Source organism: Cryomorphaceae bacterium (genome assembly GCA_017798125.1).
In the GTDB taxonomy this organism is placed as follows: Bacteria; Bacteroidota; Bacteroidia; order Flavobacteriales; family ECT2AJA-044; genus ECT2AJA-044.
This window is the reverse complement of the sequence record CP059070.1, coordinates 547,977-572,233: the sequence shown is the minus strand read 5'-3', so window position 1 is coordinate 572,233 and position 24,257 is coordinate 547,977. Positions and strand designations below refer to the sequence as shown.

General features: G+C 50.4%; 26 protein-coding genes and 5 tRNA genes. 17 read left to right on the top strand and 14 right to left on the bottom strand.

The genetic code is table 11. The features are described from left to right. Positions 1-90: 90 nt before the first annotated feature. The gene (locus HZ996_02460; protein ID QTN38045.1) at positions 91-1,566 is read left to right on the top strand and encodes a gliding motility-associated C-terminal domain-containing protein; all 1,476 of its coding nucleotides are present in this window, start codon (positions 91-93) and stop codon (positions 1,564-1,566) included. A 205-nt stretch (positions 1,567-1,771) separates the two neighbouring features. Here HZ996_02460 and HZ996_02455 read toward each other — a convergent pair. Then, positions 1,772-1,845 (bottom strand) — tRNA-Ile (locus tag HZ996_02455). A 64-nt stretch (positions 1,846-1,909) separates the two neighbouring features. Between HZ996_02455 and HZ996_02450 the strand changes: the two genes are divergently transcribed. From HZ996_02450 to HZ996_02435, 4 genes are read left to right on the top strand one after another with little or no spacing between them, the layout of a single operon-like run. Then, on the top strand, positions 1,910-2,530 hold the full coding sequence (locus tag HZ996_02450) for an HAD family phosphatase (GenBank protein QTN38044.1): 621 nt from the start codon (positions 1,910-1,912) through the stop codon (positions 2,528-2,530). 36 nt (positions 2,531-2,566) lie between these two features. Further along, positions 2,567-3,361 (top strand): Nodulation protein H, encoded by a 795-nt coding sequence (locus HZ996_02445; protein ID QTN38043.1) that lies wholly within the window; start codon positions 2,567-2,569, stop codon positions 3,359-3,361. Next, positions 3,361-4,701, top strand: a complete 1,341-nt coding sequence (locus tag HZ996_02440) for a flippase (protein QTN38042.1) — start codon at positions 3,361-3,363, stop codon at positions 4,699-4,701. Before HZ996_02445 ends, HZ996_02440 begins: the two co-directional genes overlap by 1 nt. Positions 4,702-4,729: 28 nt before the next feature. Further along, entirely contained in the window at positions 4,730-5,179 is a 450-nt protein-coding gene (locus HZ996_02435; protein ID QTN38041.1) for an outer membrane insertion C- signal, read from the top strand. Between the two features lie 64 nt (positions 5,180-5,243). Here the strand turns inward: HZ996_02435 and HZ996_02430 are convergent. Then, positions 5,244-5,315 (bottom strand) — tRNA-Arg (locus HZ996_02430). Positions 5,316-5,403: 88 nt separating this feature from the next. On the opposite strand from HZ996_02430, the gene HZ996_02425 reads away from it, so the two are divergent. The 8 genes from HZ996_02425 to HZ996_02390 all read left to right on the top strand — a co-directional run bounded on the left by HZ996_02425 (position 5,404) and on the right by HZ996_02390 (position 12,493). Then, positions 5,404-5,481 (top strand) — tRNA-Val (locus HZ996_02425). A gap of 106 nt (positions 5,482-5,587) precedes the next feature. Beyond that, a tRNA-Arg gene (locus HZ996_02420) sits at positions 5,588-5,659 on the top strand. Between the two features lie 56 nt (positions 5,660-5,715). Beyond that, entirely contained in the window at positions 5,716-6,999 is a 1,284-nt protein-coding gene (locus HZ996_02415) for a hypothetical protein (protein ID QTN38040.1), read from the top strand. Further along, a complete protein-coding gene (locus tag HZ996_02410; protein QTN38039.1) occupies positions 6,996-7,139 on the top strand; it encodes a hypothetical protein in 144 nt (47 codons plus the stop codon). The genes HZ996_02415 and HZ996_02410 overlap by 4 nt, the downstream gene beginning before the upstream one ends. Next, positions 7,139-8,518 carry a hypothetical protein gene (locus HZ996_02405; GenBank protein ID QTN38038.1) on the top strand — a complete coding sequence of 460 codons (1,380 nt, stop codon included), beginning with the start codon at positions 7,139-7,141 and terminating at the stop codon, positions 8,516-8,518. Before HZ996_02410 ends, HZ996_02405 begins: the two co-directional genes overlap by 1 nt. A gap of 218 nt (positions 8,519-8,736) precedes the next feature. Beyond that, positions 8,737-9,996: a T9SS type A sorting domain-containing protein gene (locus HZ996_02400; protein ID QTN38037.1), complete on the top strand. Its 1,260-nt coding sequence runs from the start codon at positions 8,737-8,739 to the stop codon at positions 9,994-9,996. A gap of 110 nt (positions 9,997-10,106) precedes the next feature. Beyond that, positions 10,107-12,041 (top strand): TonB-dependent receptor, encoded by a 1,935-nt coding sequence (locus HZ996_02395; protein QTN38036.1) that lies wholly within the window; start codon positions 10,107-10,109, stop codon positions 12,039-12,041. Beyond that, positions 12,041-12,493, top strand: coding sequence for a hypothetical protein (locus tag HZ996_02390; GenBank protein ID QTN38035.1), 453 nt, complete (start codon positions 12,041-12,043; stop codon positions 12,491-12,493). Before HZ996_02395 ends, HZ996_02390 begins: the two co-directional genes overlap by 1 nt. Here HZ996_02390 and HZ996_02385 read toward each other — a convergent pair. Next, positions 12,490-12,816: a hypothetical protein gene (locus HZ996_02385; protein ID QTN38034.1), complete on the bottom strand. Its 327-nt coding sequence runs from the start codon at positions 12,814-12,816 to the stop codon at positions 12,490-12,492. The genes HZ996_02390 and HZ996_02385 overlap by 4 nt on opposite strands. Before the next feature lie 112 nt (positions 12,817-12,928). Here HZ996_02385 and rbfA point away from each other — a divergent pair, with 112 nt between their 5' ends. Both rbfA and HZ996_02375 read left to right on the top strand, forming a co-directional pair. Next, complete coding sequence (gene rbfA / locus HZ996_02380; GenBank protein QTN38033.1) at positions 12,929-13,288, top strand: 30S ribosome-binding factor RbfA; 360 nt, start codon at positions 12,929-12,931, stop codon at positions 13,286-13,288. Next, the gene (locus tag HZ996_02375; protein QTN38032.1) at positions 13,285-14,499 is read left to right on the top strand and encodes an ABC transporter permease; all 1,215 of its coding nucleotides are present in this window, start codon (positions 13,285-13,287) and stop codon (positions 14,497-14,499) included. Before rbfA ends, HZ996_02375 begins: the two co-directional genes overlap by 4 nt. Here the strand turns inward: HZ996_02375 and HZ996_02370 are convergent. After that, a complete protein-coding gene (locus HZ996_02370) occupies positions 14,474-15,352 on the bottom strand; it encodes a CPBP family intramembrane metalloprotease (protein ID QTN38031.1) in 879 nt (292 codons plus the stop codon). The two genes, HZ996_02375 and HZ996_02370, sit on opposite strands and share 26 nt — an antisense overlap. A gap of 55 nt (positions 15,353-15,407) precedes the next feature. Here HZ996_02370 and dusB point away from each other — a divergent pair, with 55 nt between their 5' ends. Beyond that, positions 15,408-16,400, top strand: a complete 993-nt coding sequence (dusB, locus tag HZ996_02365) for a tRNA dihydrouridine synthase DusB (protein ID QTN38030.1) — start codon at positions 15,408-15,410, stop codon at positions 16,398-16,400. A gap of 80 nt (positions 16,401-16,480) precedes the next feature. On the opposite strand, the gene HZ996_02360 is transcribed toward dusB, so the two are convergent. The 7 genes from HZ996_02360 to HZ996_02330 all read right to left on the bottom strand — a co-directional run bounded on the left by HZ996_02360 (position 16,481) and on the right by HZ996_02330 (position 20,946). Further along, complete coding sequence (locus HZ996_02360) at positions 16,481-16,948, bottom strand: biopolymer transporter ExbD (GenBank protein QTN38029.1); 468 nt, start codon at positions 16,946-16,948, stop codon at positions 16,481-16,483. 11 nt (positions 16,949-16,959) lie between these two features. Continuing rightward, entirely contained in the window at positions 16,960-17,541 is a 582-nt protein-coding gene (locus HZ996_02355; GenBank protein ID QTN38028.1) for a biopolymer transporter ExbD, read from the bottom strand. Between the two features lie 9 nt (positions 17,542-17,550). Next, on the bottom strand, positions 17,551-17,997 hold the full coding sequence (locus HZ996_02350; GenBank protein QTN38027.1) for a hypothetical protein: 447 nt from the start codon (positions 17,995-17,997) through the stop codon (positions 17,551-17,553). A gap of 9 nt (positions 17,998-18,006) precedes the next feature. Next, on the bottom strand, positions 18,007-18,864 hold the full coding sequence (locus HZ996_02345; protein ID QTN38026.1) for a MotA/TolQ/ExbB proton channel family protein: 858 nt from the start codon (positions 18,862-18,864) through the stop codon (positions 18,007-18,009). A 60-nt stretch (positions 18,865-18,924) separates the two neighbouring features. Continuing rightward, positions 18,925-19,012 (bottom strand) — tRNA-Ser (locus HZ996_02340). A gap of 138 nt (positions 19,013-19,150) precedes the next feature. Continuing rightward, complete coding sequence (locus tag HZ996_02335; GenBank protein ID QTN38025.1) at positions 19,151-20,182, bottom strand: asparaginase; 1,032 nt, start codon at positions 20,180-20,182, stop codon at positions 19,151-19,153. Continuing rightward, positions 20,179-20,946 (bottom strand): TatD family hydrolase, encoded by a 768-nt coding sequence (locus tag HZ996_02330; GenBank protein ID QTN38024.1) that lies wholly within the window; start codon positions 20,944-20,946, stop codon positions 20,179-20,181. The genes HZ996_02335 and HZ996_02330 overlap by 4 nt, the downstream gene beginning before the upstream one ends. A gap of 27 nt (positions 20,947-20,973) precedes the next feature. Between HZ996_02330 and HZ996_02325 the strand changes: the two genes are divergently transcribed. After that, entirely contained in the window at positions 20,974-21,963 is a 990-nt protein-coding gene (locus HZ996_02325; GenBank protein ID QTN38023.1) for a glycosyltransferase family 9 protein, read from the top strand. Here the strand turns inward: HZ996_02325 and HZ996_02320 are convergent. From HZ996_02320 to kdsB, 3 genes are read right to left on the bottom strand one after another with little or no spacing between them, the layout of a single operon-like run. Then, positions 21,932-22,456, bottom strand: a complete 525-nt coding sequence (locus HZ996_02320) for an acyl-CoA thioesterase (protein ID QTN38022.1) — start codon at positions 22,454-22,456, stop codon at positions 21,932-21,934. The two genes, HZ996_02325 and HZ996_02320, sit on opposite strands and share 32 nt — an antisense overlap. A gap of 45 nt (positions 22,457-22,501) precedes the next feature. Then, on the bottom strand, positions 22,502-23,506 hold the full coding sequence (locus tag HZ996_02315) for an HU-CCDC81 and SPOR domain-containing protein (GenBank protein ID QTN38021.1): 1,005 nt from the start codon (positions 23,504-23,506) through the stop codon (positions 22,502-22,504). A gap of 11 nt (positions 23,507-23,517) precedes the next feature. Beyond that, entirely contained in the window at positions 23,518-24,249 is a 732-nt protein-coding gene (gene kdsB, locus HZ996_02310) for a 3-deoxy-manno-octulosonate cytidylyltransferase (protein ID QTN38020.1), read from the bottom strand. Positions 24,250-24,257: the final 8 nt, after the last annotated feature.

Genomic DNA, 24,257 nt, shown 5'->3' with positions numbered 1-24,257 from the left:
GTATTTTTCACCATAAATGTACGCAATACGTTTTTAAAGGGTTGGGCGGGAAATTGAACATCTTCATATACAGGGGGTTAACCAACTGTTATGCGTTCCACGGTATCCCTACTCACACGATTCTTTGTCTTCATGGCGCTGTGCGTTGTGCATTCCGTTAGTGGTCAGAACCTCTATCACTACAATGACGACAATCAAATTTTCCGAATAGAAGTGGCAACAGGAACGGCGACACTCTACGTCACCCATCAACCCATCTGGCAGCAAAACGGAACAGACATCAGCTTTCATCCCAACGGTTCGCTATACGTCTTGTCCGTTTTTGGTGAGCTGTATGAAGTTGATACCCTTTCTGGAGCAATAACTCAGGTGACCAACTTTCCTCCTCAGGCGGGCTCTTCCAATTACCGGGCCTTGACAACGGATGCCAATGGTATCTTCTATGCCGGAAATGCCAATGGCCGAATCTTCACCTACAGCCTGACCGGCAACCAAGTCGTTGAGCTTGGAAATCTGGGAAGAAGCATTGTAGGCGATTTAACCTTTTACGATGGGGAGCTCTACACGACGCTCGGAAATCCAGACTCACTGGCTCGGGTAGATTTGTCACCTCCAATCAGCAGCACAGGTATTGCGGGTTTGTTGGGTGGTCCATTTATTCCGGACAACGGTCTCTCGACTATTTCGGATGGCTGCGGAAACGAACGGACCTTCATGACGGTCTACGATATTGATAAAAACGGATTTTCGACACTCGTTGAATACGATTGGTCGTCTGCCAGTTACTCCTTTGTGAGCACCCTGCCGGGAAATGCCGTTGGATCGGCGTCCAAAAAGGAGTATTTGGCCTCCTTGCCCAAACTGAATTTAGACAGCACTCAATTTAGTTCTGCATGTGGGCGCGGTTCCATCTTCATTGATGCGCGCGGAGGACAGCCCCCGTATTCCTACCAACTGAACGGTGTGCCTTTCGAATCAACCGTTGAATTCAATGATCTTCCTTCCGGGGTGTACTCCGTCCGTGTTCAAGATGCTCGAGGTTGTCTTGATTCGATTAAGGTAGAGATCATCGGTACGGAGCCCATATCCATAAACCTTGATGAGGCGACAAACCCTAATTGCGGAAAGATCAACGGAATCATCGCTTTTTCGGCGACCGGAGGTACGGGTGCTTTGCAGTATTCGCTGAACGGATTGGACTTCTTCACTTCGGGTTATTTTGATCGACTAGGTCCAGGAGACTACGATCTTGAAGTGGAAGATGAAGAAGGCTGTTCTTCTCGCGAGCGCATTACCTTGACTGATGAGTTGGAAGGCTGTACGATTCAGGTTCCCAATGTTTTTTCTCCCAATGGAGACGGAAACAATGATGTCTTCATCATTCAAGGACTCGCTGGCCGCCTGAATACCTTTCGCGTTTACAACCGTTGGGGAACCAAGGTATACGACCGAATTAACTACTTGAATGACTGGTCTCCTCGAGATCTTTCAGAGGGCACTTATTACTATGTTCTTTCGGTCGAAGGATTGAAGGACCTGACCGGGTTTCTCACCTTGGTCCGCTAAGCGTCCGACGAAAAACCCCGACTCGCTTGCAGGGGTTTTGCCGCTACCGCGGCAAGAAGCTGAAATAAGGGGGGCTTCACAACAGAAGCGAAGCCCTCGCTGCGCTCGTTATTTTTCTCTTTTTCCAGAAGTCCTAAGCAAGCTCGGCTTCTGTCAATCGAAAAAACCCGCCCCGCATTCGCGGAACGGGCTTCGCTTCTGGTTGTGGTCCCAGCAGGGCTTGAACCTGCGACCCACAGATTATGAGTCTGTTGCTCTAACCAACTGAGCTATAGGACCAGCAAAAAAGTCTTGCAAAGTTAGACCTTCAAAGACTATCTTGCAAAGAGTAACCACCTACCGAATGATTCGCAACCTTATCCTCGACCTTGGCGGTGTTCTTTTAGAGATCGATTACCGCCGTACCGAAGAGGCCTTCAAGAAACTTGGGTTTGACGACTTTGAGAATCGCTACTCACAGCTCAAGCAATCCGAAACGTTTGACTTGTTTGAAACTGGTGACCTAAGCGCCGATGAATTTCGCGACGAAATCCGCAACATCAGTGGTAAAGATCTAAGTGATGACCAAATCAACGATGCTTGGAATGCGATGCTCTTGGATCTACCCCAGAAGCACATCAATCTGCTGGATGATATGCGCGATGAATATCGACTGGTCTTGCTGAGTAACACCAACGAAATTCATCTGGACAAGATCTACGAGAAGTTTGGTCACGAGTACAGCGAGTTTGAGTACATCTTCGAACGTACCTACTACAGTCACCTTGTGGGATACCGGAAACCCGAAATCGAGATTTTCGAAGAAATCATGGAGGAACTCGGTATGGAACCATCGGAGACCTTATTCATTGATGATTCGCCTCAGCACGTCGAAGGAGCAAAAGAAGCGGGCCTGAATGCCTATCACTTGACCCCAGGGTCCTCGATTCTTTCATTGGATCGGATCATCCAAAAGTTCCAATAAGTTGTCCTAACTTAGAGCGAACCTATTCCTCAACCCATGTCCCTTAAGCGGCTTTTATTCGAATCCAAGAAGTGGCTAAGCATCCATGTTGCGGGGTATGTCCTTCAGGCGAAAGACTCGATTAAGGCGGCTTTGAAAGGAAGGAAAGTTGAGGCCAAATTTGTCTTGTTTGGCAAAGGTCGCTCGGGCACAACCCTCCTGGTCAGCTTGATGAATTCCCATCCAGATCTTTTCTGTGATGGCGAGATCCTGAATAAGAAAGTACTTCAAACCAAAAATCGAGTCCGAACACGGGAGCGACTTTCCCCGAAAGCCGTCTATGGGTTCAAGTTGCTGAGTTATCAGCTTCGAGACCTTCAGGACCTTCCCGATCCTAAGGCCTTCTTACAAGCTTTGATAGATGATGGCTACAAACTCATTCACTTGCGGCGCGAGAACAACTTGCGGCAAGTTCTTTCACGGCTGTACGCTGAGCACCGAATGACCTACCACGCCGCGAAGGGAAGTCAAAATGCACCTTTGGAGAAAATGCACCTGGACGTTGATGACCTCCTGGTTCAATTGGGTCGGTCCGCTTCATTAGATCGCTTTGAAGCCGAGGTGCTCGAAGGATTGGACTTTCTCTACGTATCGTATGAAAAGGACCTCGAGGACAACACCAAGCACCCGGAAACCATGCGACGCGTTTTCAGCTTCCTTGAATTGGACTACCACGAGCCCGAAGCGGCGTTGAAAAAAATCACAACCAAGAAACTCTCTGGATTCATCGCCAATGCCGATGAAGTGGAACATGCCTTGCGAGACTCTGGATACCAAAGCTTTCTCGATTAATGGGTGTTTCCTCCAAAATCAAAGGCAATTACTGGCTGAGATCGGGAGTCTACACCATAGGACAGCGATTCAGCACCATGGCCTTTGGCTTGGTCAACTTCTTAATCCTCGCCCGGGCCACGACCAAGGAAGAGTTTGGAACACTCGCCTTGTTCATCAGTGTCATCACCATATTGGAAGTACTCCGGAATGGATTCTTGAGGAACGGCTTAATTCGCGGCATTAATCACGCTAACTCCGAAGAAGAAAAGACCAAGATCAAAGGGAGTAGCTTTGGACTGAGCATGATCTTCTCGGTCATTCAAGCCCTGCTCTTTTTGACTCTGGCCCAACCGGCGGAATCGCTCTGGGGAGCCTCGGAATTAGCTCAAATGCTCTACATCCAGATTGTTGGCTCCTTCTTGGCTCCTTTTTTCTGGCATTTCGAATACCTAGGTCAAGCCAACCGGACTTTTCGTGGATTCTTTTGGTCTCATTTCATTCGACGAGGTGGGTTCACGGGCTACATCGCGATACTCTGGTTCACCGATATGCCGATTGATTTGACTGAGCTATCGATCGCCTTTGTCGTCTTTCAAGGAGTCGGTGCCTTAGTGGGCTGGATCCTAACTCGGTTCTTGGCTCCTCTTAAAATGAAATGGGATCGGGAAACGGCCAGCGATTTGTTCCACTATGGGAAGTACACTTTTGGAACCAATGTCAGCGCTCAGTCCTTGAAGAATATTGATCAGTGGTTCCTGGGCGGTATGATTGGCACCTCGGCAGTGGCCGCCTACAATCCAGCTATTCGCATCTCCTCTTTGGTCGAGGTTCCTACACTCTCTGTAGCGAGCATGCTCTTTCCGGAACTCACCAAACGCGTTAGGGAAGAAGGCATCAAGGTGGCCACGGAACTGTATGAGCAAAGTGTCTCGGGGATTATGGCGCTCACCCTACCCACCGCTCTAATCGTGCTCATTTTTCCGGAATTCATCATCAATGTCTTGGCTGGCCCAAAGTATTTAGACACGGTAGATATTTTGAGGGTGACCATTTTCTACACCCTTTTTATCCCCTATGCCCGGCAGTTTGGAGTCGTCCTGGATGCCATTGGACTTCAGAAGGTCAACTTCTATTTTGTCCTGTTCTCAGCGATTTTAAACATCCTCTTTAATTACCTCTTCATCAGTGCCTACGGCACGATAGGAGCTGCCTACGGAACCCTCGCCACCTACGGTGTGGGCTTCATCTACAACCAGTGGTATCTGGCCAAAAAACTCGGTACAAATCCGCTTCGCACTCTGCTCGGAGTAGGCGCCATGTACCAGAAAATTTTCCTATTGATTCGTAAAAAAGTGTAAATTCAACACTCAACTAAACCCATAAAAGATGAAAAGAACCTTATTAATTGTAGCCTTCGTTCTCGGAACAGTGGGCTTTAGTTTTGGACAAGGGCATGAGCTCGGAGTCCGTTTTGGAGGCTTTACCGGCAATACCGGGGTCGCCTTGGATTATGTTGGGCCGGTAGGTCAGTTTAGTCGTGTTCACGCCGATTTGGCATTTGCTGACGGGGGGATTTATGTGGACGCTCTTTATGACTTTTTGTATCGCCCTCTCGGTGGAGAAGCCTTTAGCTGGTACCTCGGAGCGGGAGTTGGCTTGGGGTTGGATGATCCTTTCCGCTTGGCCATTCCTTTTGAGGCAGGATTAGAGTATCAATTCAACACTATTCCACTGTCCTTAAGTATTGATTATCGCCCAGCTCTTCGTCTGATTGAGGACACAGATTTTGAAAGCGGAGGTTGGGGATTCAACGTTCGTTACCGATTGGGTGGATAACACCAAAGAAGTATAGAACCTAAACCAAAAAAGCCGACTCATCGAGTCGGCTTTTTCCTTTTCGTGACCCCGCCAGGAATCGAACCTGGATCTTAGGTTCCGGAGACCTACGTAGTATCCATTCTACTACGGGGCCAGCGAGGGGCAAAGGTACAGGATTGAGTTTTTAATTTCCATCCTGAACTCTTTATTCTTGGAAAGCATTATCTTTGGCGTCCTTCATTGGGTAATTAGCTCAGTTGGTTTAGAGCGCCGTCTTGACAGGGCGGAGGTCACTGGTTCGAATCCAGTATTACCCACCAAGCCATTCCATAAGTCTGCCACCTTCGGGTGGCAGTTTTTGTTTGCGAGCGGCTTGAGGTGGAGCATCGCGCCGTAGGCGCAAAAAATTATCTTTAAAACGAAATTGGCCCCGTAGTTCAAGGGATAGAATAGAAGTTTCCTAAACTTTTGATCCGCGTTCGAGTCGCGGCGGGGCTACAAGTGCATTGAGAATCCGCCCCACGTTTCGTGGGGCTTTCCTTACCTTTGCGGCCATGCAGCGCGTAATCCTGATTTTTGCTCGAACCGTTGTGGTTCTTTTCCTGCTCTCCGCTTTCGGATGGGTGGTCAAAGGCGCTGTCAAAGGTGACTTGGGATGGGGGCCCAAGGTGAACTCGACCGTGGTCACCTTTGTGAGTTTCTTCGACCTCTTTGAAGAGACGGTTGAAGAAGTCAAAGAGCTGCCCAAGACCTTTGTGCCTACACCGGAGAATTTTGAGCCCATCAATCGCCTGGACCGAGATGTTTGGGGATTGGTCACCTATTCCACCGGCGACTTTGAGCGAAAGTTGGACGTCTTGAACTTCCGGAATGATTCCGTAGCGCATTCTTGGACCATCACCAATATCCAGCGCGCGCAGAACCGGATCATCCACCCGATCATGACCCGAAACCGGGATTTAATCTATTCTCTAAATGGGGTCACCGGACTGTTTGCTGTCAATGCAAAAGGTGAACGGCTGTGGAAACAAGACACCATTGCTCACCACCACGGGCTGAACTTTGATGCCGACAGTATGATCTGGGCCTGTACCTACGACAAGGAGCCCAAGGGATTCATCATATATCGAGGTCTGGTCAAGCTCAACGGAAGAGACTTGAACTACATTGACAATACGGTGAGTCAGATTGACCCCAAGACAGGTCATATCCTCTACCACAAGTCGCTGACCGATATTCTGGTGGAAAACGACTTGACCCATTTGTTGATGAAAACCGGGCAGGCCTGGGATCCGCTGCATTTGAACGATGTGGAGCCCGTACTGGCCGACGGACCGTATTGGAAAAAGGGAGATCTGTTTTTGAGCATGCGGTGCATCAGCGTGGTCATGCACTACCGCCCTTCAACGGGTGAGGTGATCCGCGTATTGGAGGGTCCGTTTTATACCCAGCACGATGTCGATGTAGTGAATGATTCGACCTTGAGCATCTTCAACAACAACGCCCATGTGACCTGGCAGAAGACCAAGACCAATTTGCCGATTGGATTGGAGCGCAAAAATGCGGGGGATCACTACTCCAATATTGTCTTTTACCACCTCGATACGGATGAGGTTGAATTCATCGAGAAAGAAACGTTTGAGGCCAACCGCATTTACTCGACAACTGAAAGTCTGGCCGATTGGTTGCCTGATGGGTCTGTCTTTGTTGAGGAACAAAACAGCTCTGTTTTGTGGGTGTTGAAGGACGGCGAGGTCTTGTATAAAAATGTACTTTCTTCGCAGCACGAAGGATACCACCACTTGTCCAATTGGACGCGAATTATACCTGAATTATGAGCGCACCTTTGCTTTACATCGGCCCGGGACTCGGAGCCGGCACCATTGTACTCATCTTGGTCATCACGGGGATCGTGGCGTTTAGCTTCGGATACATCATTTGGATCCGAATCAAGAAACGATTCCGTAAGAAGGACTGATGGTCGATTACCTGATCATCGGCTGGGCCGGGGTCGTCTTTATGGTGATCGTCCGCATTTTCACCAAGCGCTTCTTCGCCTTGGCGGAGTCGAGCGTGCACTTGCTGGACATTTTTTTAGCGCCGGGGACGGATGAAGAAAAGCTTCCAACCATTGAGCGACGAACCAAACGGTTGACGGGAGCTCTATTTGCCGTGATTGGGGTACTGCTGCTGGCCTTTGGGTCTGCCGCGGCCTTTCCTTTTGCTTTTCAAGAGTGGTTTATCGAAGACCGGCCTTTTGCACCGAGTGGGGTGTGGAATGTGGTGGCCCTTTCCGTGGGGGCAACGTTACCCCTGGTCATTCCTTTTGGCCCAAAGAGCCAGAATTCCTCAGGTTATTCGCCCTTGGCTCAGTTGCTTCACCATCTAGCGCTGGACAATCCTCATGTAGGCCTGCGCCTTTTGCGGCGCGATGTCCACGCGGCGCGGAAAAAGAACATCGAGCCGAAGGCTCAATTCCTCATCATTTCTGGTCTGGCGCGAGCGGGAACCACCAGCTTTTTGAATGCGGTGATGAATCGCGGTTCCTTCGCTTCTTTGAGCTACGCCAATATGCCCTTTGTGCTGGCGCCGACAACGTGGGCAAGGTTGTATAGTCCCAAGGCCGAAGTTCAGGTTGAGCGAAGCCATGGCGACGGAGTCATGGTGGGTCTGGATTCCAGCGAGGCTTTAGAAGAGGTCTTCTTTAAAGCGGTGACCGAAAGCGAATACGTGGAGGAAGATTGCTTGCGCACGCACGATCTATCCAAGGAGGCCTACGCGCAGTATCTGGATTATCAGGCTGTTGTGCGTGGCGAGAACGAGCGCGTCTACGTGGCCAAGAACAACAACTTTTTGCTTCGCTATGCATCGGTCCGAGCCTTGAATCCGAAGTTTCGAATGGTGATCCTCTTCCGAGACCCGCTCACGCAAGCGGCATCGCTTTTGGAAAAGCACCTGCAGTACTCGGAGATGCAAGAGGAAGACCCTTTCGTTCTGGAGTACATGAATTGGCTGGCTCACCATGAGTTTGGTCGGGGTCAAAAGCCCTTCTGCTTTGGTGAGGGCGGTCCATTGGAGGGCGATCCTAAGAGCATCAACTATTGGTTGAAGCTGTGGATTGAGGTGTACAGGTATGCTTTGGAGATTCAGGACGACCAAACGGTTTTCGTGGCCTATGAGGACTTTTGTGCTGAGCCCAATGAGGTGGTTGAGCGTGCTTTGGGAGGATTGTTATCGGCCCGTGAGGGCCAAAACCTGGCCCCGCATACAGGGGTTCGAAAGGTAGAAGTCGAAGCGGACGCGACGCTTCTTGCTCAGGCAAAGAGTCTCTACGACCAGCTCAGAGCTAAGGCTTGAGTACCTCCAAATAAACTTCTATAACTCCCCAACCTTTCGCCGTCAATCGGTGTTAAAACCTGATAAAATTCAGCTTGCTGCTTTTGACCAGCCGGCCGATAGAGGCTATCTTTGCGCCATTAAGAAGATTGATTCTAAATAAAGCGCAAAAGTCTTGGCCGAATGGGTGTTGGCCCCTACATTTGCGGCGTTATTAAGAATGGTTCTAAACAGATAAAATGAAACAGTCCGTACTTTCTTTACTCCTCCTTGTCACTTTTGGAGTTACTGCACAACAGATCGATCAGGTATCTGTCGGCGCTGGTTACATCAATCAAACCTATTACAGCCTTTCAAGCGGTAATACATCCGCTTCTTCACTAGAAGCCTGGGACATCGGTTTTAATGTGAATCCTTCGATGGCGAGTGTCTTCATCAACGAAGGTGTAGCTTCTGGCGCTGGAGCACAAGGCCCGGTTTCTGCATGGTTGACCAGTGCAAGCGATTTCAATACCGTCACCATCAACGATACCGTGGAGTACCTCCGCAACCCGGATGTATCCTGGTCTGAAGGAGCATTCAACACACCAGCGGCTGCTGGAAACCCTGCAGACTTCGGATGGGGTGTTTACGATTTTGTAAGCCACGAGGTCATCGGTGACCGTGTATTCATCATTCAACTCCGCAACGGATCCTTCAAGAAGTTCATGGTGGAATCACTAATCTTGGGAACCTTCACCTTTAAGTGGGCAGATCTCGATGGTGGAAATGAAATCACCAGCACCTTGGATCAAACCGCGTACAGCAAAAAGATTGTCTTCTATTCCTTGGCGAATAACGCAGTCGTTGATATCGAGCCGACCAGCTGGGATATGATGTTCACGCGTTTCAGCCAATCCTTGGACGCTGGAGACGGAACCTTCTTGGAGTACAATGTAGGAGGTGCATTGATCGCACCAAATGTATATGTGGCCCAAGCCAATGGCGTGGATCCATCAAGCGTTGAATTTGTTGATCACGAAGCGGACTTGACAGACAGCATTGATGTGATTGGACACGACTGGCGTTACTTTGATTTGGGATCTTTCAGCTGGATCACCTTGAGCGACCGCGTATACTTTGTGACTACCGAAAGCGATAGCCTCTTCCAGATGCAGTTCATCGACTTCGAAGGATCAAGCACGGGAATCATCACATTGGAAAAAGAATATCTAGGTCAGTACGTGAGTACGCCTGAGATCGAAGATTTGAACGGTTTTGCCATGTACCCGAATCCAGCCAGCAGCAATGTCAACTTGACCTTGGATTGGGCGGATGCTGGAACAGAAGGCTCGTACCGCATCGTTGACTTGCAAGGTCGCATTGTGGCAGAGGAAAGCTTCCGCGTTGAAACCGGATACAACAAACAAGCGATTCAACTTGACGCTGCACCGGGAATGTACGTAGTTACTATGACCGTAGGAACAGCGCAAACCACTGAACGTCTGATCATCCAGTAATTCTGAAGACAAGAACGCTCATAACGATCTTATTAGGACTCTCCTTTACCTGGGCACAAGCTCAGGTAGAGGAGGCTCCTGATTCTACAGACCCCGTTCGTACCTACGAATTGGAGGATGTAGTCGTGACGGGCGAGTTTGAACCGACTTCTGCTGAAAAGGCTGTTCACGAAGTCAAGGTTATTGACGCGGAGCAGATTCAGACCATGGGCTTCCAACAGCTCGATGAGGTCTTGGAGCAACAGCTCAATCTTCGGGTCAATCAAGATCCTTCGCTCGGGGCCGGACTGACCATGCAGGGCATTGGTGGAAACAACGTTCAAATCATGATCGACGGAGTGCCCGTGATTGGCCGTTTGGACGGGAATATTGATATCTCCCAACTTCCGCTGTACAATGTGGAGCGCGTGGAGATTGTCCAAGGAGCTATGAGCAACCGGTACGGAACCAACGCGGCCGGAGGCGTTATCAACCTAATCACCAAGAAGAACGACGGCGCAGAGTGGTCGGTCACTACACAAAATCAATGGGAGAATGTGGGGCTCTTGAGCAACACATTGGGCCTATCTGGTCGATTGGGGCGCGTAATGCTCTCCGGAAGCGTCTTTCGCTATAAATCACAGCTCTTTTCGGACGACAGCTTGCGTTCTTCCCAAAGCATGTGGAACCCAAAGGAGCAGATCGGTGGAGACGCTCAGTTCAAGTACTACGGCAAGAAAAGCTTGGAATTCGGCATCTCGGTTCGATACTTTGATGAACTGGTAAGAGATCTCGGAGAAGTCAAGCGCCCACAATTTGAGCCTTACTCTTTTGATCAGTACTTCTATACGCGCCGCATCGATCCAAGGGCCCACTTGAAGTTTGATATGGGGCGAAAACACAAATTCAACAGCGTAACGGCTTTCAACCTTTACGATCGCGTCAGCGAGAATCGCCGCATTGACTTCGAGAATGATTCAAACTATGTGCTGGCCGATGGTCAGGATACCTCGAAGTTTACCACGCTTTTGAACCGGACCATCGTCACCGCGAAATACGGAAATCGCTGGAAGGCGGAATACGGTTTGGAAACGCAGTACGAAACCGGAGCAGGCGACCGAATCATCGACAGTTCTTCTACGCCCATCAATGAAACCCGAATGATGAACATCGCGGGATGGGTAGGGGCTCAATATATGCCCAATGAGCGTTGGACCATTCAGCCGAGCGTGCGCGTCGGGTGGAACAGTCGATTTGATCATCCCGTGTTACCTTCGATCAAAGCGGTGTATCGCGGAGATAAAAATCTAATCGTACGCGCGGGTTATGCCCAAGGATTCCGGGCACCGGACCTCAAAGAACAGTACTTCGAGTTTGTCGACGTGAACCACGACATTCATGGAAATCCCAACCTCGAAGCCGAGACTTCTCACAATGCGTACATCGCCGTAGAGCGCGAATTGTTGACCAATGAAGCCCATCGGGCCTTGGTTCGGGGACGCATCTTCTACAACTATATTGAGAATCAAATCACCTTGGCCCAGACGGCCCCACTGTACTACGAGTACATCAACGTAGGCCGCCTATGGACCGATGGAATTAACGCTGAATTGGACTACAAGCTCTACGATGATTTTACCTTCCTTTTTGGAGCTGGTTATACTCGGGCCAAGTCCTTCTGGGATGAGTTGACCGAGCCTACGGAATACATCGGTACGGTAGACTTGAACCTCCAAGCTACCTACGTTATACCGAAGATTGAAACCAACGTAACCCTGAACTTCCGCTACTTCGGAAAACAAGGGAACTACTTCCTCAGTGATGAGGTGTTGACTTTGAACGAGCAGAGCCCTTACAACATGACCCACTTGAGCTTCTCACGCGGCTTCTGGAACAACCGAGTCTTCGTGTCTGTAGGAGCCAAGAACCTCTTCGATATTCAAACGGTAGAGGTGAGCCAGGTGAGCAATTCTACCCACAGTCCAGGCGGTGCACAACTGGTCAGCTGGGGACGCAGTTACTTCATCAAGCTCAACATGAGCCTGGGCCCTGAATACCGCAACTAATGCCGGCGCTGGTCAAAGCCGAGGTACACAGTCATTGTTTATCGCTCCTTCAAGAGCAACTCTCCGGAATTCAAGATCAAATCAATGCCCTCAAGGCCGATTTAGGCAGTGAGACGAAGAGTAGTGCCGGAGACAAGCACGAAACCGGCCGAGCCATGATTCAGTTGGAACAAGAACGGCTGGGCGCTCAATATTCCGCTGCTAAAAAACAGTGGGAGGTTCTACAGCGCCTCCCTAAAGAAAACACCGACCGCGTTGTGCTGGGCGCGTTGGCCCGCATTAGCGATCGGTGGTATTATTTTGCCACCGGCATGGGTTCCGTAACCGTGAGCAATACGGAGGTCATGGTCATTGGACTCACGAGTCCGCTTGCTCAAGCCTTGAAGGGTATGCCGGTAGACGGTTCTGCTCAGTTCCGCGGCAACTTATACCGCGTTCAAGAGGTACTTTAGTCTGTCAGCTCTGCCATCCGCTCTTTGATGAGCTTATTGACAATGAGCGTTTTGCCTTCAAGTTCAGGCGTCGCTTCAAAAAGCAACTCCTTTTTACCCATGAACTTCTTACCCTTCGGGTAGAAGTAAAATTTCTGCCCCACCGCCACGGTCACGCCGCTGTTGCTGAAAGGAGAAAGATTGGGATTCATCACTCCTGGAATGACGAGTGGAATAGACGTTGCCGTGTTGTTGCGCAAGGTCATAGATACGCGGTCCGGAGATTTTGCTGGCCCTGCCAAGCTCGTCAGAACAAAGGCCAAGGTGAGTGCTAGTGTTTTCATGTTGAAATGTTTAGTGTTGTCAGAGTAACGGCGAAGTCCGACATCGAATTCATAATGAGGTGTTAAGACCCACAAAGCCGCGTCGAAGGCCTATTTCCCGTATCTTTGCCCAATGGAGAGTCAACGATTAAAGAAAGTCAACAGCGTCTTGCAAAAAGACCTCGGAGAACTGCTCGATGCCTTTGCCCGCGATCACTTCCGCGGAACCTTGGTCAGCGTAAGCGAAGTTCGCGTAGCACCCGACTTGAGTTACGCGAAAGTATTCGTCAGTGTTTTCCCTACGGGAAACCAGGGTGTCATCATGAAGCAAATCACCGACAGCACCGGTCATCTCCGCCATCAATTGGGTCAGCGAATCCGCAATCAAATGCGCGTTGTGCCCGATCTCGATTTTCGATTGGACACTACCCTCGATGAGCGGGATGAAATCGATCGTCTACTCAAAGGGGAAGGAGACAACCCCTTCAAGTGAACCTGAGCTGGTACATCGCCCGACGTTACCTCGTTTCTAAGAAGCGTACAAATGCCGTGAACTGGATCACGCGCATTTCAATGCTCGGCGTGGCTGTATGTACCGCTGCCCTTTTCATTATTCTCAGCGTATTCAACGGCTTCGAAGGCCTACTCCTGAATCTATACGGAGCCTTTGACCCCGACATTCGCATCCGCCCAGCCACGGGTAAAGTCTTTTCTACCGACAGTTTGGATGTAAGTGCCTTACGGCACGATGACCGCGTCATCCACTTTTCCCAGGTCCTCGAAGAAAAAGCCATTCTTCGGTACCGTGAACGGGAGTATGTCGCAACAATACGAGGTGTAGACACAAGTTTCCGCGGCTTAACGGGACTCGACAGCCTCATGTGGCAAGGCCGTTTCTTTCGGGCCGATGACGATCAAGACCTCGCCGTCCTCGGGAAGGGCGTTTCCTACTACTTAGGTCTCGGTCTTCAGGACATGTACAATCCGCTGTTCCTCTATATACCCAAGCCCGGCGCAACGATGAGTACTCGGCCCGAAGATGCGTTTCGAATCAACGGCCTTTTTCCCATCGGTATCTTCTCGGTCCAGTCCGATTTTGACGGAGAATACGTACTCGTTCCCATCTCCTTTATGCGGGGAACTCTAGGAGCCTCACAAACGACTGTTTCTGCCCTCGAATTTCGGTGCACGTCCGACAAGGCCATGGAGGAATTGCACGCTCAATTGAAGAAGGATTTGGGACCGGACTACATCGTGGAGAATCGATACGAACTCCACTCGGTCTTTTACAAGGTCATGCAGACGGAGAAGTGGGCGGTCTTTGCCATTTTCGCCTTCATCGTCCTGATCGCCACCTTCAACCTGATCGGTTCCATCACCATGCTCCTCCTGGAGAAAAGACAGGACATTTCCACTTTCCAAAGCATGGGCGCCCAGGGAAGCACCATTCGGCGGATCTTCTTCGTTGAAGGTCTTCTGATCAACGGCGTAGGCGCCGTGGCCGGCCTACTCTTTGGGATTGTCCTCTGCTGGGGTCAGATGACCTTTGGATGGGTTCGGCTCGGAGCAGACGGAGCCTTCATCATCGATGCCTATCCAGTGGCTATGAAAGTCACCGACGCTTTATATACCCTATTAATGGTCTTGGTTATTGGCTCCTTGGCCGCGTATCTGCCCGTTAGGCAGCTCGGGAAGAACTCCTGAGCAGCCAGAGGTTAAATCCTACTAGACCAAGGCTAAGGAAGGCCATAAAGGCTCCCGACTCCGGTGTCCCTACTTGATTTACCGCTTCTTCTGAAATTCCATTCTTCTGTAGAATGAACGTAAATATAAGCAGCAAACTGTTGTTGGTGTAGTGTGCGAGTATTGGCAACCACAACGATCCGCTCCAGACGCGGAGGTAGCCCAGTACGCCCCCGAGCAGGGTCAATGGAATGAGGTTGATTAAGTTTTGGTGCATCAGACCAAAGAGGAGGGAAGAAATCCAAATGGCAGCATGCACATTCATTCTTCGTGCTAATGTGGGCTGAATCACCCCACGAAACAGCATCTCTTCTCCGAGCGCTGGAAGGACAGCCATCACGAAGAGATTGGCCATAAGGTCTCCCAGACCGTTCATGTCCAGGAATCGCTCCATAAGGGCCGTATTGTCTTGTCCGAGTTCCACCCACCATTGAAGCCAGGAAGGATAATTGATCGAATCAAAGAAATAGATCAGGGCATTCAAGGCTGGAATGGCCACGACCATGAGGAGGACGCCATTGACGACCTGACCTCCTGAGATGGACTTGTTCAGGGCGAGCTCTTGAAGCATTCCGCGCCGTCTAGCGGCCCACACGAAGGAGGGAACCAAGAACAAACCAATGCTGCTCAAGGACTGCGTAACGAGCAGGGCACCCCGATCTTCAAAGATGCTGGAGGGGTCTTCAAAAACAGGAACGCCCATGGCGAATTGCGCAATAGCCAGACCTAATAAGCTGAAGAACAACAAACCCAAAAGCACCCAGAACATAAGTTCTACGAGATCCGTTCCTATTCGGCGTTCTGGGGTATGCATCTGATTAGCAGCTTAATTCGTAATTTTGCAACCCCAAAGATACGTTTCGAATTCTATGGTAAAGATTGCCGACATCGAATTGGGAGACTTTCCCTTACTTCTTGCTCCCATGGAGGATGTGAGTGACCCACCCTTTCGCGAATTGTGTAAGGAACAGGGAGCCGATTTGATGTACACGGAATTCATCTCTTCAGAAGGACTCATTCGAGACGCTGCCAAAAGCCGCATGAAACTGGACATTTTCGAGTATGAGCGCCCCATTGGCATTCAGATATTCGGAAATGAGATTGAATCGATGAAAGAGGCTACGGCCATCTGTGAGGAGGCTGGTCCAGACATCATCGACATCAATTACGGATGTCCCGTAAAAAAGGTGGCCTGCAAAGGCGCTGGTGCCGGGATTCTCCAAGACATTCCGAAGATGGTGAAAATGACTGCGGAGATCGTGAAGTCGACATCTCTTCCCGTAACCGTTAAAACCCGTTTGGGTTGGGATGAGAACACCAAGTACATTGTCGAGGTGGCTGAACGGCTTCAGGATGTGGGCATCAAAGCCATTTCAATACACGGGCGTACTCGGAAACAGATGTACAAGGGAGAAGCGGACTGGACCTTGATTGGAGAGGTCAAGAACAACCCGCGCATGAATATTCCTGTATTCGGCAACGGAGACATCGATAGTCCGGAAAAAGCCGTGGAGTGGAAAGAGCGTTACGGTGTTGACGGCGTCATGATCGGGCGAGCGAGTATTGGATACCCTTGGATTTTCAGAGATATCAAGCACTACATTACCACCGGTGAAATCCTAGATCCACCAACTATTGAAGAGCGCACAGAGATGGCTCGTCGACTGCTTCAAAAGGCCGTGGCTTGGAAAGGTGACCGTTTGGGAATTGTAGAAACACGCCGACACTACACCAACTACTTCAAGGGAATCCCCAACTTCAAGGAAACTCGACTGGCATTGTGCACGAGTGAAAGCTTGGATGATCTCATGGGAATTCTAGACCGCATCCCTCAAGAGTTTGGCGAGCACGTCTTCGCATAAGCAACCCGGAACCTTCCGCTAAAGCAAAAAAAATCCCCGCAGTTTCCTGCGAGGACTTTGTAATATTCAAATCCACGAGACTATTCTAACGTACGACGAGTCGCGTAGTTGATCTTGTAGGATTGTGCTTTTCTCAATTCTTGCTTGATGTCCGTGATGATACCCATCTTCACATCCATATCCGCCTTGATTGAGTTAATCAACTGCTTTGCTTCTTGCTCTGAGCGCGCTTCGCGTTCTTGAGCAACAAACTCCTGGATGTCGTCTACGGATGCAAAAGCATCGTTCAACTGAACACGTGGTTCTTCACCGTAGGTAGCGCGAATTCGCTGAACAGGCTTCCCTACATAGATGTAGCTCACCAAGTTCTTACGCTGAATCTTTTGAATTTCTCCTGCCTCAGGCAAGCGAACTTCCACGACCAACGTTACTTCACGCATTACGGTAGTTACCATAAAGAAGAACAGAAGCATGAAGACAATGTCCGGGAGGGATGCTGTCGAGATCCCTGGACTATCTTTTGATTTTGAATCTTTAAACTTTGACATCTTCTTATGATTTAGGACCCACCAACGTCTTTCGGTTCAGCCTCTGAGATCAACTTCGGATACATCGCTTTGATTTCCTTCTGTTGGTCATCAGTCAAATCACCGAACTCCTTGCCGTATTCTTCCATACTCACTCGATCCCGCAATTCCGTGTACGCTTGGGCCAATTGATCTTGAACCGTAATGTACATTTCGTAGGAAGTTCCGCGGTCGTTTTGTAGCGAAACGATGGCCTTATCTGGATTGTCCGATTTACGCGGATCACGAGCTCCCTGGCAGTGTGCACAAGAACCGTCCCCGTTGTTATCGATAAAGGCTTTTGCCTTTTCCTTGAGGTCATCTACATCGGTCGGCTCTTCGTTGACCAACAACTGGTCATACGCATTTACCAACACGATAAAGAGATTTCGCTTATTCGCTTTCTGGTCGTCGGGCGGAGGGGTGTTCTCATCTGGCATAGGAGGTAGCCTACGGATAATCCCCGTATCTACGTCCATAGTTGTCGTTACCAGGAAGAAAATCAACAGCAAGAAGGCGATGTCTGCCATCGACCCTGCGTTAATTTCAGGTACTCCTCTTTTCTTACGAGCCATAGTGATTAATTATCGACGTACTATAGATTTCACTGAAGAAAGAATCACAGCCAAGATGGCCACACCGGCCAACAAATAGAATGTGATCAATCCCATACCTACTCGCTTAGAAGTAGTTTCCGTTACGCCACCTTCAACGCGGCCCATCGCCTCTGTTACATTCCCCGATGCGAGGAGGTAAGAGATGCCGATGACCACAACCAATGCTCCGATTCCAATAAGGGAATTCTTCGCGTTCTCTGGGTGGGTAATCAAGTAGTATACTGCAAAGCCAATGGTCAGCAATGAAGCCAAACCTGCGGCAATGTATGCCATGAACATCATGGGATCAATGATCGACGCTTGAACAGCAGCATCGTTCTCGATGGTATCGTCTCCCTTCACCAAAGCCAAGGCAAAGAAGATGACCGCACCGACCATGAATACATAGCTTAATATTTTTCCAACCTTTTCCATGGTAGGAGCTTATTTAGAGTTCTTCACCAAGATGTCTACCAAGCTGATAGAAGCATCTTCCATGCTGTTCACCAAGCTGTCCACCTTGGCCACGATGATGTTGTAAAAAATCTGAAGGATGATCGCTGTAATCAAACCGAATACAGTGGTCAAAAGTGCAACCTTAATACCACGTGCAACGAGTGATGGAGAGATGTCTCCAGCAGCTTCAATCGAGTCGAAGGCAGAGATCATACCGATTACTGTTCCCATGAACCCAAGCATTGGTGCCAAGGCGATGAAAAGAGAAATCCAAGAGATACCGCGCTCCAACAATCCCATTTGTACGGAACCGTAAGAGATAACCGATTTCTCTACCATGTCGATCCCTTCATCAGAACGCTCAAGACCTTGGTAGAAGATGCTGGCTACTGGTCCGCGAGTGTTGCGGCAAACTTCTTTTGCAGCTTCAACACCACCGCTTTTCAATGCAGCTTCAACTTCGCTAAGCAATTTAGCTGTGTTGGTGGTCGCGAGGTTCAAGTAAATGATACGCTCGATACAAATAGCTAGACCGAGGATCAAACAAACCAAAACGATACCCATGAACGTGGCACCACCTTCGATGAATTTTTGTTTGACGATCTGGTGGAATCCGCGCTCGCCTTCTGCGGCGGCTGCTTCCATCATTTCAGTATCCTCAGCTTCGGCGGCTGCAGGAGCTTCTTCTTCTGCTTCGTCTTCGATAGCAGCAACTGAATCCGTAGCAGCAGAATCTGCAACCATTTCAGTATTGTCTGTAGCAGTGCTGTCGTCTTGCGCATAAACGCCTACGGCGCCGAAGCTCAACAAACCTGCAATTGCCAGAAGTGATAACGCTTTTTTCATTTTGGCTTTTTGTTGATTAGAAATATTTAGGTTTTCCTATTAATTACACATTTAACTCAGCGGAGAGAGGGGGATTCGAACCCCCGATACCGGGTTACGGTATACACACTTTCCAGGCGTGCGCCTTCAGCCACTCGGCCACCTCTCCTCACACTGGCGATTAGCCCTTCTCCGTAGAGCACGCCAAAATACAAAAATTTAGCAACCGCGAAAATTATCTATACGTTAACAGTCACTCCAAAACCCGCATTGGCATTGACTTTCCGTTAAACGCCTCTGTTCTATTTCAATCGGTCAGTTCTCCGCGCAGATTTTTCTCAAATCGCTTGCGGAAAGAACGACCGTCCCATCCCTGCCCTAGGACGAACATGGCCTTGGTTACGGCCGACTCAAAAGTGATGTCTTTTCCTGTCACCATACCCAGTTCCATGAGGAATTCACTGGCCTCATATCGACCCATTTGAACCCGCCCACGCAGGCATTGCGTAACATTAACGAGATGCAGGCCTCTATCTTGTGCTTCGCGAAGGGTTTCTAGGAAAGGCTCCGCTGTAGGGGCGTTCCCGGAACCAAAGGTTTCAATCACCGCACACTTCAATCCAGGAGTTTCGAGCATGTGTGCGAGGTGCTTCGCCTGCATGCCCGGGAAGAGCTTAATGCCAATGACGTTGGTGTCGAGATCGGTGTGCAGGTGCAGGGGCAACTTCGGAGCCTTCAACATCTGCGATTTCTCAAAATGTAAATCCACTCCTGCCTCGGCCAGCGCGGGATAATTGGGAGAGGCAAAAGCCTCAAAATGGGACGCGCTCATTTTCGTGGCGCGATTCCCGCGATATAGATGGTACTCAAAATAGATACATACCTCTTGAACGAGGGGAACACCTCGGAGCGATTTCTGTGACGCAATCTCAATACTCGTAATGAGGTTCTCCTTGGCATCGGTCCGCGTAATTCCGATGGGGAGTTGACTTCCCGTGAAAATGATAGGCTTGTGCAGATGCTCAAACATAAAGCTCAAAGCACTCGCCGTATAGGCCATGGTATCCGAGCCGTGCAAGACCACAAAGCCATCGTACTGGTCCATGCGGTTGTAGATCTCAATGGCGAGACGAGCCCAATAGGCCGGCTGCATGTTTGAGGAATCAATGATGGGCTGAAGTACTTCGAAATCCAGACTACACCCAATATGCGCCAGTTCCGGCAGGGTGGCCTCCAGGTCCCCGAAGTCAAAAGGGATCAACGCCGGAGAACTCGGGCTTTGGACCATTCCGATGGTCCCCCCGGTGTAGATCAAGAGGATGCGCGGCTGTTCGCTCATACGCCAAAGAGTCGTTTGCTGTTTGCGGTGGTGGCCTCGGCCACTTCTTCCAAAGATATTCCTTTTACCGATGCGAGCTTTTCTGCGACCAAACGAACGTATCCGGATTCGTTTCGCTTCCCGCGATGCGGCGTTGGCGCCAAGTAAGGACTATCGGTCTCCAGTACAATATGTTCCATAGGAATTGCGCCTACGGCGCGATCCACACCGCTGTTCTTAAAGGTCAACACCCCGCCGAGTCCAAGCATCATGCCCAGCTCTACCGTCCGAAGCGCCTGTGACTCGTTCCCCGTAAAGCAGTGCAGTACTCCCCGCAAAGTCCCGTCTTGAGTCTCCTCCAAGACCTCAAAGATCTCGTCAAAAGAGTCGCGACAGTGAATCACAATCGGCAGGTCCATTTCCTTGGCCCAAGCAATTTGTCGCTTGAAGGCTTCGACTTGCCAGGGCAAGGTGCTTTTGTCCCAATAAAGGTCAATGCCAATTTCCCCGACCGCGACATAATCTTCTGCCCGCAGCTCTTGTTCAATGGCATCCAGAACTTCCGACCAATTCTCCTGAACGGAGCAGGGGTGAAGCCCCATCATGGGCCAAACTTTTCCGGGCCAGTTTGTCGCCAGGTCCTTGACGGCGTCTATCGAAGACAAATCAATATTGGGTAAAAAGAAACGTTCTACGCCGGCATCCATGGCGCGTTGCATCATCTCATTCCGATCCTCGTCGAATTGGTCGAGGTATATATGCGTATGTGTATCGGTCAGTGTCATGCTTCAAAATTAAGGTAAATTGCCCCCATGAAAGTCCTTGTGGTTCGTTTCAGCAGCATCGGCGATATCGTCTTGACCACACCTGTGGTCCGAGTCCTTAAAGGACAAATCAAGGCCGAAGTTCACTACTTGACCAAAAAGAGCTTCGTTCCAGTTCTGGAGCACAACCCCTACATCGACCGTCTTTGGACCATCGAAAAGGAGATTGATGAAATCACCGAGACCTTGAAAGGGGAACGTTTCGACCACGTGGTTGACCTCCACAAGAACTTGAGAACGGCGCGTCTCAAGTCCGCCCTCCAAGTGTCCTCCACTGCGTTCAGAAAACACAACATCGAAAAGTGGCTTTACGTCAATTTCAAGGTGAACCGCATGCCCGACGTGCACATAGTCGAGCGTTATTTGGATGCCGTTTACCGCCTAGGGGCGAAAGACGATGGGGGAGGATTGGACTACTTCTTGTCTCCCGAAGACACTCCCGCCATGGACCGCTTGCCGGAAACCCATCGCGAGGGCTACGTGGCCTTTGTCATTGGCGGGCAACACCCCGGCAAAATGCTCCCTGAGCATAAGATTGCTGAAATCTGCAAAGGCAGCGATCGACCCGTTATGCTTTTAGGGGGTCCGGAAGATGCCGCCAAGGGGGAACGGATTGCCTCCGAAGTGGGCCGTACAGTGTTTAACGCGGCCGGTAAATTCAAACTGAATGAAAGCGCAGCATTGGTGCGTGATGCTGAGGTGGTCATCACCCACGATACGGGGCTCATGCACATTGCCGCAGCGTTTCAGAAGCGCATCATCAGCATTTGGGGTGCCACGGTACCGGAGTTCGGCATGTACCCGTTTCGTCCAGGCGCGGGCAGCGTCCACATCGAGCCGCAAGGCTCTTGGGATCGGCCCTATTCGAAATTAGGCGATAATAAGTGGTACAAGCCCAACTTCAAAGGGATGGAAAAAATTGATGTGGCCGAGGTGCTGCGGGCGCTCAATCAGCCTCCGGTGCAAAAAGCGCCTTGAGCTCTGTAGCATCATCCGGATTCATCTTTCCGGATAGAATCAAACTCAACTGGCGACGGCGCAGTGCTCCGTCAAATCGCTCCTTTTCGAGATCTGTTTGAGGATCCAAAGCAGGCACCTGAATCGGGTTCCCCAATTGGTCCACCGCCACAAACGTGTAGATGGCCTCATTCGCCTTGGTCTTGGTATCGGGATTGTTGTTGTCCTCGACCCAAACGTCGCAAAAGACTTCCATAGAAGAACTAAAGGCACGGCTCACCTTGGCCTCTAGGGTCACGATGGCGCCCTGAGGGATGGCGTGGTTGAACGAGACGTTGTTCACCGACGCCGTTACCACGATGCGCTTGCAGTGGCGATGCGCAGAGATAGCACAGGCAATGTCCATCCAATGCAACAGGCGTCCCCCCATCAAATTGTTGAGGTTATTCGTGTCGTTTGGCAGTACAATTTCCGTGAGTATGGCAAGAGAATCTTGCGGAGTTCTAGCCTTCATAATGCGTGTGTTTCAGGCGCTCATTTGCGCCCTGCAAAAGTACGGCTATTTTTTCAGGAGCCAAGCCTCAGCGCTGTGTTCGCGCTTGATCTGTGCCAGGCCTTGGAGCGCCTCACGGCGCGATGCGTAACTCGCATAAGTCACAATGTGAAGCCCTTTGGCGGTCTGTCCAATTCTGCGAGCAGGAAGCCCCTCTCCACGCAGCTGAGCGAGTAGTTTGTCTGCATTGGATTCGTTGCTGAAACAGCCAGCAATGACGTGGTAGACGCCACTTGCCACGGGTTGAGCCTCGGCTTCCGCCACATCGGTGCTTACCGGTACTTCAACCACGGGTTTTGCATTTTCGTGTGCGATGGCCCACCAATCTTCCACATCTGCGGTTTTCAAAGGCTCCCAACGGGTCATTTCTTCACGAGGCTGATACAGTTCCGGACCAGTGGCAGTAAAGTTCAAGATTCCGGCATGAACACCGCTGCTCACCGCATCTCGTTGCCAATAGCTAATGGCCGTCAATCCAATCAGGGGAACTAAAACGGCGGCCGCTCTCCACCACCCTCGGCGGGATGATTTTGCCGCGGCCTCGGGTAAAACAGAGTCACGCGTATCCATGGTGATGACCTTACGCTCTTCTCGCTGTATGGCGGGTGAACGCAGGACACTCAATCCAAAGGCATCGCTTAAATAATTGACTTCGTGGTGCGCCTTGAAGACGATTTGATCTTCAGCGCCCAACTGAAATACGCCAATGTGCTCCCAATCGATTGCCCGATGGTGCTCAAGATTTGCGCGCATTTCTCGAACGGCAGATCCAATTTGCTGCACCGCTTCTTCGTAGGAACACTCCTCTCCAGCGGCCCATTCGTTGGCCAGAAGGCCATCGTTGTTGGTCAGCGCTTGGTTAAAGGACAAGGCCTTCGAAGGCGGATTCATGATGTGCGTAACAGGATGGATCGACGCTGGTTTGTACGCACTGACTAATCCACCCCATTCCGGGACGATCACGCAGTCGTGACGGTACAGTAATTTTCCAACGTAGTCTTCCAGCAGCATAAAGGACTAAATTAAGCTTTTCCAGCAAAATGGGCCTCGACTCGAGCGAGGTCCTCCGGGGTGTCAATCGCCCAAGTTTCTGAAGCGGTTTCCGCACAGTGTATGCGGTATCCATGCTCCAACCATCGCAATTGTTCCAGGCGTTCAGCCTGCTCCAAAGGCGAGGGCGGCAAAGCTACCAGATTTTTCAAAACACCAAAGCGATAGGCATAGAGGCCGATGTGCTGCCAATGCCTCACCTGACCGGCACCATCGCGATCGTGTGGAATAGCCGAGCGGCTAAAGTAGAGCGCTTCTCCATTCAGCGCGCGGGCCACTTTTGGGGTGTTCGGATTGCTCAGGACCTGCGGATCGTCAATTCGTCGGACCAGGGTTCCGATGCTCACCGCTTCGTCTTCGAAGAGTTGGTGAACTGCCTTGATTTGTTCGGGAGCGATGAAGGGCTCATCACCTTGAACGTTGATCACGACATCATTCTCGTCCAATCCAAGGCCCGAAACAGCTTCGCCAATGCGGTCGGTTCCGCTCGGGTGATGGGATGCCGTCATAACCACCTCACCGCCAGCTTCTCGGACTGCGCTTTCAATGCGCGCGTCGTCTGTAGCCACCAGAACTTCGCCAACGACCTTCTGTGCTTGGGACACGACCCGTAGGATCATGGGAATTCCCAATACTTCAGCCAACGGTTTGCCCGGAAAGCGCGTACTTTCATAACGAGCGGGGATGACGATAATCGTTCTCACGGGGGCTA